Raw genomic sequence first — 16,922 nt, 5'->3', positions numbered from 1 at the left:
GGAGTCTGACGGCCGGTTGAACGGCCCGGGGGACGGCTGCCGCCCGCCCCGGCAAAAACCAGATGAGCGATGTCAGTGGTCAGCCGTACGCTCACAGACGATGCCCGTACTCCTCGCTGACCCCCACGCGCCACGAACGCCGCCCCCTACCGGAATCAACAGCTCCGGATACCCCGGAAGCCGACAGACCGGACGTACCTGCCATGAGTGAGCCGACCACCGCGGACCCCTCGACATCGGGGTCCTCACCCGCACCGACCGACAGCGCCACCATCCCGCCACCACCGACACCGCCTCCGGCGCCTGCGCCTGCGCCCCGGAAGCGCAGCACCGTGCGCTCGCTGCTGCGGCTCTGGCCGTACGCGCGCCCGGTCCGCTGGTTCCTGGCCGCCTCCACCCTCTCCGCCCTGGTCGCCTCGCTGGCCGGGCTGCTGATCCCGCTGGTGCTGAAGCAGATCGTGGACGGGCCGGTGGCACACCACGACGCCGGTGCGCTGGTCCGGCCGGCCGTGGTGCTGCTCGTGCTCGGGCTGGCCGAGGCGCTGCTGTTTGGTCTGCGGCGCTGGCTGGTGGCACGCCCGCTGTCCCGGGTCGAACGCTCGATGCGTGCGGAGCTCTACAACCGGTTGCAGCGGCTCCCGGTGTCCTTCCACGACCGCTGGCCCTCCGGCCAGCTGCTGTCGCGGGCCACCTCGGACATGTTCACGCTCCGGCTGTTCCTGGCGTTCCCGCTGGTGTTCCTGATCGTCAACTCGATGGTGTTCCTGGTGGGCATCGCCATCATGTTCGCCCTGGACTGGCAGCTGGCCGTGATCGCGGTGGTCCCGGCCGGTCCGCTGATCGTGCTCTGCTCGTACTTCGAGCGCCGCTATTCCACCGCCGCGCGCCGGGCCCAGGACCAGAACGGCGACCTGGCCACCATCGTCGAGGAGTCGGTGCTGGGCATCCGCATCCTCAAGGCCTTCGGCCGGCACCGCACCATGGCCCACCGGTTCCGCGACCAGGCCCGCGAGCTGCGCGGCACCGAGCTGCACAAGGCCCGGCTGCTGGCCGACCTGTGGGCGGTCATCGTCGGCCTGCCCGAGCTCGCGCTGGCCTGCACCCTCGCGGTCGGCGTGGTGCAGGTGGCCCACGGCAGCAGTTCGGCGGGAACGCTGGTGGCGTTCCTGTCCACCGCGCTGGCCCTGCGCTGGCCGGTGGAGTCGCTGGGCTGGCTGCTCGCCTACAGCAACGAGGCCGCCACCGCGGCCGACCGCTTCTTCGAGGTACTGGACGCCCCGCTGGCCGACGTCGACGACGCCCCGGCACCGGCGAGCAGCACCGGCACCGGGACGGCCGCGCCCCCCGCCGCGGCGGCCAGGGACGGCATCCGCTTCCAGGGCGTCCGCTTCCGCTACCCGGACGCGCCGGCCGACACCCCGGACCTGCTGTGCGGCGTGGACCTGCACATCCGCCCCGGCGAGACGATGGCCCTGGTCGGCGGCACCGGCAGCGGCAAGACCACGATGACGGCTCTGCTCCCCCGCCTCTACGACAGCACCGCGGGCCGGATCACCCTGGACGGCACGGACATCACCACGCTGTCCCGGCCCCGGCTCCGCGAGCTGGTGTCGATGGCCTTCGAGGAGCCGACGCTCTTCTCGGCGTCGGTCCGCGAGAACGTGCTGATGGGCGCGCCGGACGCGGACGAGGAGGCGCTGCAGCGGGCCCTGGACACCGCCCAGGCGCAGTTCGTGCGGGCGCTGCCACAGGGCTCGGACACCCAGGTCGGCGAGCAGGGCCTGAGCCTGTCCGGCGGCCAGCGGCAGCGGCTGGCGCTGGCCGCCGCCGTGGTCGGCCGGCCCGAGTTCCTGGTGCTGGACGACCCGCTGTCCGCGCTGGACGTGCACACCGAGGCGCTGGTCGAGAAGGCCCTGCGCCGGGTGCTGGCCGACACCACCGCGCTGGTCGTGGCGCACCGGCCGAGCACGGTGCTGCTCGCGGACCGGGTGGCGCTGCTGTCCGGGGGACGGATCGAGGCCGTCGGCACCCACCACGAGCTGCTGGAGAGCTCGCCCGCCTACCGCGAGCTGATGTCCGGCGAGCTGATGTCCGGCGAGCCGGCCGCCGCCGAGCGGAGCCGGGTGTGACCGCCGGCAACCTGACCGACCGACCGTCGAGCGAGAGGGAGACCGCCGCCGTGGAAGCGGAAACGCTGGACCCAGCCACTGCCGAGGACGGCGGGCAGTCGCTGACCGAGCCGCCGCCGGAGGAGACCGGCGCCTCGTCGGGGCCGCCCGCCGAGAGCGAGGACATCCCCGTCCCCGAAGGCGCCCCCCGGGCGCTGCTGCGTTCGCTGATGGGGCCGCACCGGCGCCGCATCGTCATCGCCATGGCGATGATCGTGCTGCAGCAGGCAGCGCTGCAGATCGGCCCGCTGCTGGTGTCGCTCGCCATCGACCAGGCCCTCCCGGCGCTGCGCGACCACCACGACGCGGGGCCGCTGATCGCGATCACCGCCGGGTACCTGTTCTGCGCGGCCCTGGCGACGCTGCTCCAGCGGGCCTTCATCCGGCTGTCCGGGGTGATCAACCAGGACATCCTGCTGGAGGTGCGGCAGCGGATCTTCCGTCATGCGCAGTTGCTGAGCCTGGACTTCCACGAGCGCTACACCTCGGGCCGGATCATCTCCCGGGCCACCAGCGACGTGGACGCGGTCCGGGAACTGCTGACCGAGGGCCTGCAGGAACTGCTGTCGGTGGCGCTGCAGATCATCTACATCTCCGGGCTGCTGCTGATCCTGGACTGGCGTCTGGGCCTGGCCTCGCTCGCGTCCGCCGTCCCGATCTTCCTGCTGCAGCGCGCCTACCGGCGCCGGTCCAAGAACATCTACCGGCGCTCGCGCACCGCGGTGGCCTCGGTGATCGTGCGTTTCACCGAGACCATGAACGGTATCCGCCCGGTCCAGGCCTTCCGCCGCGAGCAGGCCAACGACGAGGCCTTCTCGGTCCCCAACGCCGAGTACGCCACCTCCAACGCGGACAGCATGCTGTCCATGGCGCGCTTCATCGCCTCCGCCCGGAGCACGGCCAACGTCTGGCTCATCGGCGTGGTGCTCTGGGGTGCCTACCTGGTCGCGGGAAACGCGCTGCAACTCGGCGTGCTGGCGGCCTTCGTGCTGTACCTGCGCCGGCTGTTCGACCCGATCGACCAGCTGGCGATGTTCGTCAACAGCTACCAGTCGGCCGCCGCCGCGCTGGAGAAGATCGCCGGACTGCTGGCGCACGACCCCTCCGTGCCCGACCCGGCCGAGCCGACGGCGCTGCCGGCGCAGCCCGCCGACGCGCACGTCGGCCGGGAGATCACCTTCGAGGGCGTCGGCTTCTCCTACCGCACCGGCAAGCAGGTCCTGCCCGCCTTCGACCTCAGCATCCCGGCAGGTCAGAGCATCGCCGTGGTCGGCGCCACCGGCGCCGGCAAGTCGACGCTGGCCAAGCTGCTGGCCCGGTTCTACGACCCGACCGCCGGCCGGGTGCTGCTGGACGGAGTGGACCTGCGCGAGCTGTCCACGGTCGAGCTGCGCCGGGGAGTGGTGATGGTCACTCAGGAGTCCTTCCTGTTCTCCGGGACGGTCGCCGACAACATCGCGATCGGGCGCCCCGGCGCCTCCCGCGAGGAGGTCGAGGCCGCCGCCAAGGCCATCGGAGCGCACGCCTTCATCGACGCGCTGCCGGAGGGATACGACACCGACGTGCGGAAGCGCGGCGGCCGGATCAGTGCGGGCCAGCGCCAGCTGGTGGCCTTCGCCCGTGCCCTGCTGGCCGACCCGGCGGTGCTCATCCTGGACGAGGCCACCTCCTCGCTGGACATCCCCGGCGAGCAGGCGGTGCAGGAGGCGATGCGCACCGTACTGGCCGGGCGCAGCGCCGTGATCATCGCGCACCGGCTCTCCACGGTGGAGATCGCGAACCGGGTCCTGGTCATGGAGCAGGGCCGGATCGTCGAGGACGGCACCCCCGCCGAGCTCATCGCCGGCACCGGCCGCTTCAGCCGGCTGCACGAGGCCTGGCGCGACAGCCTGGTCTGACCTGGCGTGATCCAGGTTCCGCGCAATGGTGCGCACCGCACCCGTGAGATGCGCAGCGGACGCGCATTTCCATGGAACTGTGCGCACCACTCCGGAACGGAACCGGCTCCCGTTGTTTGGCCACGATGCATCGGTTCGGAGGATTCCGTTCAGGGATCCGCGGCTGGCGGAGGAATCCGTTCGGCCGGAGGCGGATCAGATGATCCAGTCCATCGGGAAGTTGATGATCGGGGTCAACGTCACGCCGACCGCCTTCATCTCCCCGACCGCGTCGACGATCATCTCCTTCAGCTGGGCCATCTGCGACGCGTGTTCGTCGGTGTCCCAGACGCTGATGTGCACGACTTCACCGGCCGGCGAGACGCCCGTGTGGTACTGGATGAGCCCGGGCAGCTGCTTGATGGCCGGAATCAGGTACTCCGAGATGTGCTTGTTGCAGGCCGCGACGTCGGCGAACCGGCTCGGGTCGAAAAGGTTGCGGGAGAGCCGGATAACCGCGGTCGCCGGCAGTGTTTCAGCCATGGTGGATCTCCTTCGATGAATTGCTTTCCGGGATCCAACCCTAGGCGCGAATGGCTGTTCCGTGCAGGAATCTTGGGGCCGTTCAGTTGACTTCGTTAAGTTAGCCGCGACTCTTTCCGGATGGCGAATTGTTGTGCGAGATTCCGCATGGGAGCCGACGCTCACAGCGCTTACTTCAGACGGAATCGGGCATCTGGCGTGACCGGCCGTCAGCCCAGGGCGTTCCTGATCGTGGAGGGGCGCACCCGGGGGGCGGCCGCTGCGGGGAAGCGGAGGCTGCGCAGCAGGTCGGCGACCATCGGGCAGTAGACCTCCCAGTGCTGGATGCTGGGGGTGCTGAAGGTGACCACCAGCAGCGCGTCCTGATCGGGGGCGACCTCGGCGGGAAACGGGACATACGCCTGGAGGGTGGCCACCGGGACCGGGAGGTCGGACTCCGTGCCCACATCCGCGGCCGGGAGCACCAGTCCCACCGCCGACTCGACCACGACCGCGGCCGGGCCGCAGGGCAGGTCGTAACGACGGGCGTCCCGGGTCGCTCCGCCCGGTCCGCGACCCATGGTCTCGATGATGCCGGCGACGGTCGTCTCCGGGTCCCCGAAGACCGGGGACCCGGCGTCCGCGTTCACCCGGGCCAGGGTCAGCGAGGAGAGGGTCGGGGCGCCGTCGATCAGGCCCAGGCAGGCCGACGCGTGGAACACCCCTGCCTCCTCCAGCCAGTGCGACGCGGTCAGGTACTCCGCGACGGCCGCCTCCAGCACCAGCGCGGGCAGCGCGGCGACGGCGTCCGGACCGAAGCGCTCGACGACCGCCGCCCTGGCCTGCTCCGGAGAGGCGCCGGCGAGGATCTCCCGGAAGTCGGGCGGGAGCTGGAACTCGACCTCGACATCGGGCCGCGTCGTCGCTGTGGTCACTGCTGCCACCTTCCTGGCTGGTTCGGCGTACTGTCCTGCGGTGGCTGGTGCGGGTGGGCGGATCCCGGTCTGTTCCATCCGGCCCGCCTCAGTGCGCGCCGGCGCGGGACGGGACGGCGGCGCGGTCCTTCGCGCTGCCGGCGTTCCAGGCGTTCTCGAAGCCCACGGCGAGCACTCCCGGGAACGGGGTCGCCGGGTTGACGCCCTCCTCGGCGCCCTGGCGGCCGTTCTTGGGCAGGAGATAGCCAAGTCCGCTGGGGTCGTCCTTCGCGTCCTTGACGGACATGGCGGTACCGGCCGCACCGAGGGCCGTGCTCAGCGTCTCGCCCCTGGCGACGGCGCTGACCACCCTGGGCACCGCGGCGCCGGCCTCCGCCGCCCTGCCGGCCGCGCCCACCGCCCGGGACACCCCGAAGCTGACGCTGCCCATCGCGTCCTCCGCCAGGGTAGTGCCGGAGACCGGGGCGCCGGCCGCCCTGGCGATCAGGTGCGTGCCGAGCGCCGCCACCGACAGCCCGCCGGACACCGCGTCCAGCACCGCCCCGGCCGGGGCGAGCGGGGTGCAGTCCAGGACCACCCCGACGATGCCGATCACCGTGCTCGCGGTGCCCAGCATGTCGCCCACCGCCGCGATGGCGTTGGCGTGGTCCTTCACCCAGTTCAGGACAGCGTCGGCGAGCTTGATCTGATCCCGGACCGCCGCTTCGAGGCCGTCCAGGATCCTGGCGAAGAAGCCGGGCCCGGGCGGGGCCGACTGCGCGGCCCGCTCGACCGCCCCGGCGGCGGTCTCGGCGAGCTCACGGTGCTGGGTCAGCAGCCTCGTGGCCTGATCGACGAAGCCCCGCAGGTCCGTCTCGGCGGCGTTCAGCGTGGTCACGGCGGCCTGGTAGCGCTGCTCCGCCTGCCGCAGCTCCGCGCCCGCGGCGAAGGTCTGCCCGGCGAGCTCCAGGTCGGGATTGTCCCTGGCCTGCTCACAGCCGGTACGGGCGGCCACAGCCTGCGCCTCCAGCGACCGGGCCTGCGTCTTCATCCCGGCCAGCTGGGACTGCCAGCCCTCCAGCAGCGCGGCCACGGCACCGAAGGACTGCTGCGCGGTGTCCAGGTGCCTGGGCAGCTCACCGACGCGGTGGGCGAAGGCCTCCGCCGCTTCGCCGCTCCACTCCCTGCCACCGGAGGCGGCCTGACGGACCATCGCGTCCGCCTCGGCCAGCTGGTTCCGCGCGCCGCGCAGCGCGGCGGCCAGCGAGGTGACCTCGGCCAGGTTGCCGGGAGCGGGATCGAAGCCCAGACCGGGGAAGCCGTGGCCGTCGCCCATCACGTCCCCCCGCCGGCCGCGCCCGTGGAACGGCCGGTCGCGCCCAGGGATCCGCTGACCTGGTCCTCGACCGCCCGGTAGGCGGTCGCCGTGGTGTGCAGGCCATCGGCCAGTGCCCCGGTGGTCGTGGCGAGCTGCTTCAGCCCGTAGCCCCACTTGTCCTGGAACTCGCCGCAGGCCCGGTCCAGCGAGGCCTCGCCGGTCTGCTTGTCACTCGCCGTCGCCAGCGCCCGCCGCGCCGCCGACATGGCGTCGACGGCGCCGTGCAGGCCCTTCGCCAGTGCGCCCAGCTGTCCCGGATCGACCCGGTATCCCGCCGCCATCCGCATCCCCCGTCGTGGTCCGTCACTGGATGAACGGTCAGCGTACAGAATCGGTGCACTCCCACCCGAACCACCCGTACGACGCATCAGGGGCCGGAACATGACTTGTCGTCATGTTCCGGCCCCTGTTGCACGCGGTGGTACCGGTCAGCGCAGCAGACCGGAGTCCATCCCGGCCGTCTCCGCCGGCACCGCGATCAGGCCCAGCTCCGCGCCCGAGGCCAGCAGCCGGTGTGCGGGCAGGATCCGTACGGTGTAGCCGAACGGCCCGGTGCGGCCCAGCTCCAGCGGGCCCTCGTAGCGCCAGCGGCCGTCGAGGTCGGCCCGGTCGGCCGGCTTCAGCGACACCGCGGTGGCGTCGGTGATCCGGTCCGCGTCGTCCACCCGCCCGGAGACCACCTGGACGTCGACGTCGGCCGGGTCGAGCCCGTCCAGCGCGACATGGACCCGCAGCGCCAGCGTGCTGCCGAGCTCGGCGTGGTCCGCGCTGTCCGCGGTCTCGCCGTGGTCGACGCTGACCCGCGGCCACGCGGCCCGGACCCTTGCCTTCCAGACCGCGAGCTCGCGGGCGCCCTCGAAGTCACCGCCGCCCTCCAGCACCCGGTGCGCCTCGGCGGCCGGGGTGTAGAGGCGCTCCACGTAGTCCCGGACCATCCGGCCGGCCAGCACCTTCGGGCCGAGGGTGACCAGCGTGTGCCGGACCATCTCGATCCACCGCTGCGGCAGCCCGTCCGCGCCCCGGTCGTAGAACCGGCGCGCGACCTGGTGCTCGATCAGGTCGTAGAGCGCGGCGGCTTCCAGCTCGTCGCGCCGGTCGGCGTCCGGACCCTCGGGGTCCAGGCTGCCGATGCCCTCGGCGGTCGGGATGGCCCACCCGTTGCTGCCGTCGTACCACTCGTCCCACCAGCCGTCGAGCACCGACAGGTTCAGCCCGCCGTTGAGCGCGGACTTCATCCCCGAGGTGCCGCAGGCCTCCAGCGGGCGCAGCGGGTTGTTCAGCCAGACGTCGCAGCCGGGGTAGAGCGCGGCGGCCATGTCCATGTCGTAGTCGGGCAGGAAGATGATCCGGTGCCGCACCTCCGGGTCGTCGGCGAACTTCACCATCTCCTGGATCAGCCGCTTGCCGCCGTCGTCCGCCGGGTGGGCCTTGCCCGCGACCACGATCTGGACCGGCCGGGTCGGGTGCAGCAGCAGCGAGCGCAGCCGCTGCGGGTCGCGGAGCATCAGCGTGAGCCGCTTGTACGAGGGCACCCGCCGGGCGAAGCCGATGGTCAGCACGTCCGGGTCGAGCACCTCGGAGACCCAGCCCAGCTCGGCCTCGGCCGCGCCGCGCTGCCGCCAGGAGGCGCGGACCCGGTCGCGGGCCTCGTCCACCAGCTGCCCCCGCAGCCGGCGGCGCAGCTCCCAGATGTCCTGGTCCGGGATGCCCTCGATGCCGTGCCAGCGGCGCGCCTCGCCGATCATCATGGCGTCCTCGGTGCGCTCGGCACCGATCTCGCGGGCGCCGAGCCGGACCACCTCGGGGTCGATCCAGGTGGGCGCGTGCACGCCGTTGGTGATCGAGGTGATCGGCACCTCCTCGGCGTCGAACCCGGGCCACAGGCCGTTGAACATGCCCCGGCTGACCTGGCCGTGCAGGGTGCTCACGCCGTTGGCGCGCTGCGCCAGCCGCAGCCCCATCGCCGCCATGTTGAACAGCGCCGGGTCGCCGTCCGGCCAGCTCTCACTGCCCAGCGCCAGCACCCGGTCCACCGGCACGCCCTCCAGCTGGGCCTCGCCGGAGAAGTGACGCTGCACCAGCTGCCGGTCGAACCGGTCGATCCCGGCCGGGACCGGGGTGTGCGTGGTGAACACGGTGCCGGCCCGGACCGCCTCCAGCGCGGCGTCGAAGTCGAGCGGGTCGCCCTTGGCCCCGGCCTCGCCGCTGACCAGCTCGCGGATCCGCTCCACCCCGAGGAAGCCGGCGTGGCCCTCGTTGGTGTGGAAGACCTCCGGCTCGGGGTGTCCGGTGAGGCGGCAGAAGGTGCGCACCGCGCGGACACCGCCGATCCCGAGCAGCATCTCCTGCAGCAGCCGGTGCTCGCTGCCGCCGCCGTAGAGGCGGTCGGTCACATCGCGTTCGGAGGCGGCGTTCTGCTCGATGTCGGAGTCCAGCATCAGCAGCGGCACCCGCCCGACCTGGGCCTTCCAGATCCGGGCATGCAACTGCCGGCCGCCGGGCAGCTCCAGCACCACGCCGGCGGGGGTTCCGTCGGTCTCCCGCAGCTGGCTGACGGCGAGTTCGTTCGGGTCGAGCAGGGGATAGCGCTCCTGCTGCCAGCCGTCCCGGGAGAGCGACTGGCGGAAGTAGCCGTGCCGGTAGAGCAGGCCGACACCGATGATGGGAGCACCCAGGTCGCTGGCGGCCTTGAGGTGGTCCCCGGCCAGGATGCCGAGGCCGCCGGAGTACTGGGGCAGGGTCGCGGTGATGCCGAACTCGGGCGAGAAGTAGGCGACGGCCGCCGGCAGCGTGCCCTGCTGCTCCGACCGGGCCGTCTGCTCCTGGTACCAGCGGTCGCCACCGAGGTAGTCACGGAGGTCCTCGGCGGTGTCATGGAGCCGTCTCAGGAAGCGGCGGTCGACCGCGAGAGCCGCGAGGCGCTGCGGTGCGACCTCGCCGAGCAGTCGGACCGGGTCCCGGCCGGCGGTCTCCCAGGTCTCCGGATCGACCTCGCGGAAGAGGTCGCGGGTCTCCGGATGCCAGGACCAGCGCAGGTTCAGCGCCAACTCACCGAGGGCTTGGAGGGGTTCGGGCAGGACGGTGCGCACGGTGAAACGTCTGATTGCCTTCACCCAAGCGAAGATAGCGTGACCGCGAGCCCGTTTACAGGAGGGTCCGGGGGCCACCTGGGGGCGGTTGCCCCCGTTCGGTGCACAGCCGACCGACACCGGTGGCGGACGCTCACTCGAACGGTCGAACAGCGCACGACGGCGCGCGGGGGCGCGTGCGGGAGCGCGTTCACACGAAAGAAATCAGATGGTCGCACAGCCGTCGCACGACCGGCCTCCGCGCTCCGGCGGATCCGCCGAACGGCCGTTCCGATCGATCTGATCATGCGGATACCCGTGCGTAGCCGGGCCCTTCGGTGCGAGGATCGGAGCAGGTCGAGAGGGCTCCCGTACGGGCCGGACCCGGCACTGCCGGCTGGCGTCCCACGGGTGCTCCCTGTCGTCCTGAGCCAGCTTGTGGCGCTTCGAGACCTCCGGTCAGCGACTCCTGACGCACCATCCGATCCGGCCTCCGGCGTGTCCCCCCTCCTCGCCTGCTCGTTGTACGCAGCGGACCACGCGGTCCGGCACCGCTCCCGCGATTCGCGCGCCCCTGTCGCGCGCCGGCGTGCGCGGTGGTGGCGAATCCAGGGAGTACCGGGGTCGTCGGCGTCGGGCAGGTTGGCGGGCAGGGAGGTGGGGGAAGGCTCTCGGGGTCACTCGTTTGGGTCCATCGGTGGCGGACCGCCGATGGACGGTCCTTGCGACCCTCGCCGTCCTCAGGTGCCTTACGGACGCGCCCGACGCCTGCGAAAGTGGGTTCCGGGCTGATGCCCCGTGAGGTTTCCGCCGATCAGTGGTCAGGAGCGGGATATGCACGAGGAGCAGCGGTTGAACGCCGAGACGCCGCAGCAGGACGACATCCGTCCTACGACGACAGCGCCCACGGCGACCGCGCCACGTGCCTCGCGGTCCCGGCGAACGCCGGCGGCTGATCCCTCGTCAGCAGTCGGGACCGGCGCGCCCGGGGCGAGCGCCACCAAGCGCGGCACCAGCACCGGCACCGGCACCAAGAGCCGCACCGGCACCACCCGTACCCGTACCGCTGAGTCAGCGAAGACCGCAGAGGGCGAGCAAGAGCGCATGATCGGCCGTATCCCTGTCCTGGATGTCAGCCCGCGGGTGGACTGCGGCGGGCGTGCCGCGAAGTCCGTGGTCGGCGAACCCTTCGAGGTCAGCGCCACGGTGTTCCGCGAGGGACATGACGCCGTCGGCGCCAATGTGGTGCTGCGGGACCCGAAGGGCCGCAGCGGCCCGTGGACCCCGATGTGCGAGCTCTCGCCCGGCTCCGACCGCTGGGGCGCCGAGGTGGTGGCCACCGGCCCCGGCCGCTGGACCTTCACGGTCGAGGCCTGGAGCGATCCGGTCGCGACCTGGCGCCACAACGCCGGGATCAAGATCCCGGCCGGGATCGACGTCTCGCTGATGCTGGAGGAGGGCGCGCTGCTGCTGGAGCGGGCCGCCGCCGGAGTACCCAAGAAGGAGGGCCGCGCCGTCGTGCAGGCCGCGGCGGCCCTGCTGCGCGACGGCGAGGGCCCTGCCGAGGAGCGGATGCGCTCCGCGCTGAGCGAGGACCTGCTCCGGGCCCTGGCCCGGTACCCGCTGCGGGAGCTGGTGTCCGCCTCGCGTCCGGCGCCGCTGCAGGTGGACCGGGAGCGGGCGCTGTTCGGTTCCTGGTACGAGTTCTTCCCGCGCTCCGAGGGCGCGGTGCTGGACCCGGACGGCCGCCGCGCCCCGGTGTCGGGGACGCTGCGCACCGCCGCCGAGCGGCTGCCCGCGGTCGCCGGGATGGGCTTCGACGTGGTCTACCTGCCGCCGATCCACCCGATCGGCCGTGCCTACCGCAAGGGTCCCAACAACAGTCTGGAGGCGGGTCCGCACGACGTCGGCTCGCCCTGGGCGATCGGTTCGCCCGAGGGCGGCCACGACACGGTCCACCCGGACCTCGGCACCATGGAGGACTTCGACGCCTTCGTGGCCCGCGCCGCCGATCTGGGCCTGGAGGTGGCGCTGGACTTCGCCCTGCAGTGCTCCCCGGACCACCCCTGGGTGGAGAAGCACCCCGAGTGGTTCACCCAGCGCGCGGACGGCACCATCGCCTACGCCGAGAACCCGCCGAAGAAGTACCAGGACATCTACCCGCTCGACTTCGACCGGGACTTCGACGGCCTGGTCGCCGAGACGCTGCGGCTGCTGCGGCTGTGGATGGCGCACGGGGTGCGGATCTTCCGCGTCGACAACCCGCACACCAAGCCGGTGGCCTTCTGGGAGAGGGTGCTCGGCGAGATCGCCAGGACCGACCCGGACGTGCTGTTCCTGGCCGAGGCCTTCACCCGGCCGGCGATGATGCGCACCCTGGCCGCCGTCGGCTTCCACCAGTCCTACACGTACTTCACCTGGCGCACCGGCAAGCAGGAGCTGACCGAGTACCTCACCGAGCTGTCCGGTCCGGCCGCCGCCTGCATGCGTCCGAACTTCTTCCCGACCACCCCGGACATCCTGCACGCCTACCTGCAGCACGGCGGCCGCCCGGCCTTCGTGGTACGCGCGGTGCTGGCCGCGACGCTCTCCCCCAGCCTGGGGATCTACGCCGGCTACGAGCACTTCGAGAACGCCCCGGCCCGCCCCGGCTCGGAGGAGTTCCTGGACTCGGAGAAGTACCAGCTGCGCCCGCGCGACTGGGACCGCGCCGACAGCCTCGCCCCGCTGCTGACCACGCTCAACCGGCTGCGCCGCGAGCACCGGCCGCTGCAGCTGCTGCGCAACCTGCGCTTCCACCACACCGACAGCGACCAGATCCTGGCGTACTCCAAGCGCCACGGCGAGGACACCGTGCTGGTGGTGGTCAACCTCGACCCGCACCACATCCAGGAGGCCACCGTCACCCTCGACCTCACCGCGCTGGGGATCCACACCCAGGACGCCGACCGGATCGCCCTCGACGTCCACGACCAGCTCAGCGGCGCGCAGTACCGCTGGGGCCGCCACAACTACGTCCGGCTCGACCCCACCCAGCAGCCGGCCCACATCCTCACGGTCCGGAGGGCCGAGCAGTGATCGTCAACGAGCCCGTTCCCGACACCTTCACCGACACGCCGCAGAAGGACCGCGACCCCGACTGGTTCAAGCGTGCCGTGTTCTACGAGGTGCTGGTCCGCTCCTTCCAGGACAGCAACGGCGACGGGGTCGGCGATCTGCGCGGACTCACCACCAAGCTGGACTACCTCCAGTGGCTCGGCGTGGACTGCCTGTGGCTGCCGCCCTTCTTCGCCTCCCCGCTGCGCGACGGCGGCTACGACGTGGCCGACTACACCGCGGTGCTGCCCGAGTTCGGCGACCTGGCCGACTTCGTGGAGTTCGTCGACTCCGCGCACCAGCGCGGGATGCGGGTGGTCATCGACTTCGTGATGAACCACACCAGCGACCAGCACCCCTGGTTCCAGGCCTCCCGCAGCGACCCCGAGGGCCCCTACGGGGACTACTACGTCTGGGCCGACAACGACAAGCAGTTCCAGGACGCCCGGGTCATCTTCGTCGACACCGAGACCTCCAACTGGACCTTCGACCCGGTCCGCAAGCAGTACTTCTGGCACCGCTTCTTCTCGCACCAGCCCGACCTCAACTTCGACAACCCGGCGGTGCAGGAGGAGATCCTGGCCGCGCTGCGGTTCTGGCTGGACCTCGGCATCGACGGCTTCCGGCTGGACGCCGTGCCCTACCTCTACACCGAGGAGGGCACCAACTGCGAGAACCTGCCGGCCACGCACGAGTTCCTGAAGCGGGTCCGCGCCGAGATCGACGCCAGCTACCCGGACACCGTGCTGCTGGCCGAGGCCAACCAGTGGCCCGAGGACGTGGTCGACTACTTCGGCGACTACGCCAAGGGCGGCGACGAGTGCCACATGGCCTTCCACTTCCCGGTGATGCCGCGGATCTTCATGGCGGTGCGCCGTGAGTCCCGCTACCCGGTCGCCGAGATCCTGGCCAAGACGCCGACCATCCCGGCCGGCTGCCAGTGGGGCATCTTCCTGCGCAACCACGACGAGCTGACCCTGGAGATGGTCACCGACGAGGAGCGCGACTACATGTACGCGGAGTACGCCAAGGAGCCGCGGATGCGGGCCAACGTCGGCATCCGCCGCCGGCTCGCGCCGCTGCTCGACAACGACCGCAACCAGATCGAGCTGTTCACCGCCCTGCTGCTCTCGCTGCCGGGATCGCCGGTGCTCTACTACGGCGACGAGATCGGGATGGGCGACAACATCTGGCTCGGAGACCGCGACGGGGTCCGCACCCCGATGCAGTGGACCCCGGACCGCAACGCCGGCTTCTCCTCCGCCGACCCGGGCCGGCTGAACCTGCCGACCATCATGGACCCGGTCTACGGCTACCAGGTGACCAACGTCGAGGCGCAGATGAGCAGCACCAGCTCGCTGCTGCACTGGACCCGCCGGATGATCGAGATCCGCAAGCTCAACCCGGCCTTCGGGCTCGGCTCCTACGCGGAGCTGCCGTCCAGCAACCCGGCGGTGCTGGCCTTCGTCCGCACGCTGCCGCTGCCCGGCGGCGGGGACGACCTGGTGATGTGCGTCAACAACTTCTCCCGCTTCGCCCAGCCGACCGAGCTGGACCTGCGCGAGTACCAGGGCCGGCACCCGGTGGAGCTGATCGGCGGGGTCCGCTTCCCGGCCATCGGCGAGCTGCCCTACCTGCTGACGCTGGCCGGGCACGGCTTCTACTGGTTCCGCCTGCGCAGACCCGAGTAACCGCCCGTCCGTCCGTCCCGACCCGCCGGTCCGACCGGTCGGGTCCGGTCGGGTCGGGTCGGGTTCGGTCGGGACGGAACTCATCCCGATCACGCCGACGCCCACGCCCCTTCGATTCTTCCTACTGTCCGACCATCCTCCAGGAGCAGCGCGCATCCCACTCAGTCATTCGGCGTGACACACGGCCGGCCACCGCGTGCCGAAGCGCTCACGCCATCGGATTCCGGAAGACTGGCAGACCCGGCAGCACCTCCGGCCCAGCACGGGCCGCTCGCTGCCGGGGTTGCCGCGTCCCCGGGGAAAGGGAGAAATGTCCGACACCTCCCGTTCTCGTATCGCCGCCGCCCAGCCCACCTCGTATCCGCCCGCAGCCGAATCCCCGATGCCCCCACTCTCCACCGCGTCCACCGCACGGTCCGTCACCCACCGCGCCGATCCCGGCTCCCTGGTCCGGGACACGCTGCCGCTGCTGCGCGACTGGCTGCCCAGGCAGCGCTGGTTCTCCGGCAAGGGCCACCCGATCACCGCCCTCACCCCCGCCTCCGTCACCCTGCTGCCCAGTTCCCCGGGGCCGCGCCCGGACGAGCCGCTGCTGCTGCACCTGCTGCTCACCGTGGAGCAGCGCTCCCCCAGCGGCGCGACCAGTACCGACCGCTACCAACTGCTCCTCGGCGCCCGCCCACAAGCCCCTGTCGCCCATGACGCGAACGGAAACCACCCGAACGCCGGCACTCCGAACGGCGGCACCCCGAACGGCGGCGACCCGCTCGACCGTGCCCCCAGCGACCGCGACCCGGAACGAATGCGGGCAGCGGTCATCGGCCGGATCAGCGGGGGCCCCCACGACGGCCTGCTGACCTACGACGCAGCCTACGACCCGGCACTGACACGCCGGCTGCTGCGCTTCCTCGCGGACGGCGGGCCGCAGGGATCCCGACTCGGGGCGCTGCGATTCAGCACGCTGCGGTTCAACAACCTCTACGGTCCCGCGCTCGCCGACCTGGCCACCCCCGGGGTGTCCGCCCAGGTCGGCACGGCCGAGCAGAGCAACACCTCGGTGATCTACGGCGACGCGGCGATCCTGAAACTGTTCCGCCGGATCAGCCCCGGCCTCAATCCGGACCTGGAGCTCTCGCTGGCGCTCGGCCGGGCCGGGTCCAGCCATGTGCCTACCCCGCTGGCCTGGTTCGAGGCCGATCTGCCGGACCTGCCGGACACCGCCCCGCCCGAGGACCACCGAGCCGACGCCGCGGCCACCCGCCGCGCGCAGTCACAGCCCCGGCCACAGCAGCCGCAGCCCGAGCCGGCCACCCTGGGCCTGCTGCAGCGCTACCTCCACGGGGCGAAGGACGGCTGGGAGTTCGCCCTCACCCACGTCCGCCGGCTGCGTACCGACCCGGAGTGGCAGAGCACCCGGAACGGACGCCCCAGCGACCACATCACCGGCAACTTCTCCGCAGAGTCGTTTCTGCTGGGCCGGGCCACCGCCGAGGTGCATCTCGCCCTGGCTCGTACCCTGCCCGTCGCGGTGCTGGACCAGCGCGAGTCCGAGGCGCTCGCGGACGCGATGGCGCTGCGCCTGGACGCCGCCGTGCTGGCCGTCCCGGCACTCGCCCCGTACCGCGCGCCGCTGCGCCGGATCTTCCGCGACCTCGCCGAGGCGGCCCGGGACGGCCGGGTGCTGCGGGCCCAGCGGATCCACGGTGACCTGCACCTCGGTCAGGCCATGCGCACCCAGCAGGGCTGGGTGCTGCTGGACTTCGAGGGCGAGCCGGCCAAGCCGCTGGAGGAGCGCCGCCGCCCGCAGCCCGCCGTCCGGGACGTCGCCGCGATGCTGCGGTCCTTCGACTACGCCGCCGCGCACCTGCTGGCCGAGGTCGCCCCGGCCGAGCCGACGAGGCCCCGGCTGGCAGCGCTCGCCGCGACCTGGGCGCTGCGCAACCGCGCCGCGTTCTGCGCCGGGTACGCGGCCTCCGGCGCGGCGGACCCCGCCGCCGACCCGGTGCTGCTGCACGCGCTGGAGACCGACAAGGCCATCTACGAGGTGGTCTACGAGGCCCGCAACCGGCCCGACTGGCTGCCCATCCCGATGTCCGCGATCGCCCGCCTCGCCGAGGCGGCCTCGCCGTAGCACCCTCGCCCCGCACCGCGACCCGTCGCCGCTCGACCCGTCGACGCGTCAGACCGCCGATCCGCCGCCGCACCCGA

At 72.1% G+C, this 16,922-nt stretch carries 10 protein-coding genes; 5 read left to right on the top strand and 5 right to left on the bottom strand.

The genetic code is table 11. The features are described from left to right. The first annotated feature begins 203 nt into the window (after positions 1-203). Positions 204-2,129 carry an ABC transporter ATP-binding protein gene (locus ABH925_RS08655; RefSeq protein ID WP_370146584.1) on the top strand — a complete coding sequence of 642 codons (1,926 nt, stop codon included), beginning with the start codon at positions 204-206 and terminating at the stop codon, positions 2,127-2,129. A gap of 50 nt (positions 2,130-2,179) precedes the next feature. Then, a complete protein-coding gene (locus tag ABH925_RS08650; RefSeq protein ID WP_370146818.1) occupies positions 2,180-4,066 on the top strand; it encodes an ABC transporter ATP-binding protein in 1,887 nt (628 codons plus the stop codon). Between the two features lie 195 nt (positions 4,067-4,261). Here the strand turns inward: ABH925_RS08650 and ABH925_RS08645 are convergent, their stop codons facing one another. The 5 genes from ABH925_RS08645 to glgP form a co-directional block, all read right to left on the bottom strand. Then, entirely contained in the window at positions 4,262-4,588 is a 327-nt protein-coding gene (locus ABH925_RS08645; RefSeq protein ID WP_370146583.1) for a hypothetical protein, read from the bottom strand. A 209-nt stretch (positions 4,589-4,797) separates the two neighbouring features. Further along, the gene (locus ABH925_RS08640; protein ID WP_370146582.1) at positions 4,798-5,502 is read right to left on the bottom strand and encodes a hypothetical protein; all 705 of its coding nucleotides are present in this window, start codon (positions 5,500-5,502) and stop codon (positions 4,798-4,800) included. An 88-nt stretch (positions 5,503-5,590) separates the two neighbouring features. Next, positions 5,591-6,817 (bottom strand): hypothetical protein, encoded by a 1,227-nt coding sequence (locus ABH925_RS08635; RefSeq protein WP_370146581.1) that lies wholly within the window; start codon positions 6,815-6,817, stop codon positions 5,591-5,593. Further along, positions 6,817-7,140 (bottom strand): type VII secretion target, encoded by a 324-nt coding sequence (locus tag ABH925_RS08630; protein ID WP_370146580.1) that lies wholly within the window; start codon positions 7,138-7,140, stop codon positions 6,817-6,819. The genes ABH925_RS08635 and ABH925_RS08630 overlap by 1 nt, the downstream gene beginning before the upstream one ends. A 147-nt stretch (positions 7,141-7,287) precedes the next feature. Further along, positions 7,288-9,972, bottom strand: coding sequence for an alpha-glucan family phosphorylase (glgP, locus tag ABH925_RS08625; protein WP_370146579.1), 2,685 nt, complete (start codon positions 9,970-9,972; stop codon positions 7,288-7,290). Positions 9,973-11,031: 1,059 nt separating this feature from the next. Here glgP and ABH925_RS08620 point away from each other — a divergent pair. The 3 genes from ABH925_RS08620 (at position 11,032) to ABH925_RS08610 (ending at position 16,845) form a co-directional block, all read left to right on the top strand. Next, a complete protein-coding gene (locus tag ABH925_RS08620) occupies positions 11,032-13,005 on the top strand; it encodes an alpha-1,4-glucan--maltose-1-phosphate maltosyltransferase (RefSeq protein ID WP_370146812.1) in 1,974 nt (657 codons plus the stop codon). After that, positions 13,002-14,714, top strand: coding sequence for a maltose alpha-D-glucosyltransferase (treS, locus tag ABH925_RS08615; RefSeq protein ID WP_370146577.1), 1,713 nt, complete (start codon positions 13,002-13,004; stop codon positions 14,712-14,714). Before ABH925_RS08620 ends, treS begins: the two co-directional genes overlap by 4 nt. A 310-nt stretch (positions 14,715-15,024) precedes the next feature. Then, entirely contained in the window at positions 15,025-16,845 is a 1,821-nt protein-coding gene (locus tag ABH925_RS08610) for a maltokinase (protein WP_370146575.1), read from the top strand. The last annotated feature ends 77 nt before the right edge of the window (positions 16,846-16,922 follow it).

Source organism: Streptacidiphilus sp. EB129 (genome assembly GCF_041262645.1).
In the GTDB taxonomy this organism is placed as follows: domain Bacteria; phylum Actinomycetota; class Actinomycetes; order Streptomycetales; family Streptomycetaceae; genus Streptacidiphilus.
Note: the sequence above shows the minus strand (reverse complement) of the source record. Positions and strands in the feature narration are given on the sequence as shown.

Bases quoted from the DNA above. Each gene is read 5' to 3' on its own strand.
- ABH925_RS08630 (WP_370146580.1), bottom strand. From the start codon at position 7,140: ATGGCGGCGGGATACCGGGTCGATCCGGGACAGCTGGGCGCACTGGCG.
- ABH925_RS08620 (WP_370146812.1), top strand. From the start codon at position 11,032: ATGATCGGCCGTATCCCTGTCCTGGATGTCAGCCCGCGGGTGGACTGC.
- ABH925_RS08610 (WP_370146575.1), top strand. From the start codon at position 15,025: ATGTCCGACACCTCCCGTTCTCGTATCGCCGCCGCCCAGCCCACCTCG.
- ABH925_RS08635 (WP_370146581.1), bottom strand. From the start codon at position 6,817: ATGGGCGACGGCCACGGCTTCCCCGGTCTGGGCTTCGATCCCGCTCCC.
- ABH925_RS08655 (WP_370146584.1), top strand. From the start codon at position 204: ATGAGTGAGCCGACCACCGCGGACCCCTCGACATCGGGGTCCTCACCC.
- ABH925_RS08645 (WP_370146583.1), bottom strand. From the start codon at position 4,588: ATGGCTGAAACACTGCCGGCGACCGCGGTTATCCGGCTCTCCCGCAAC.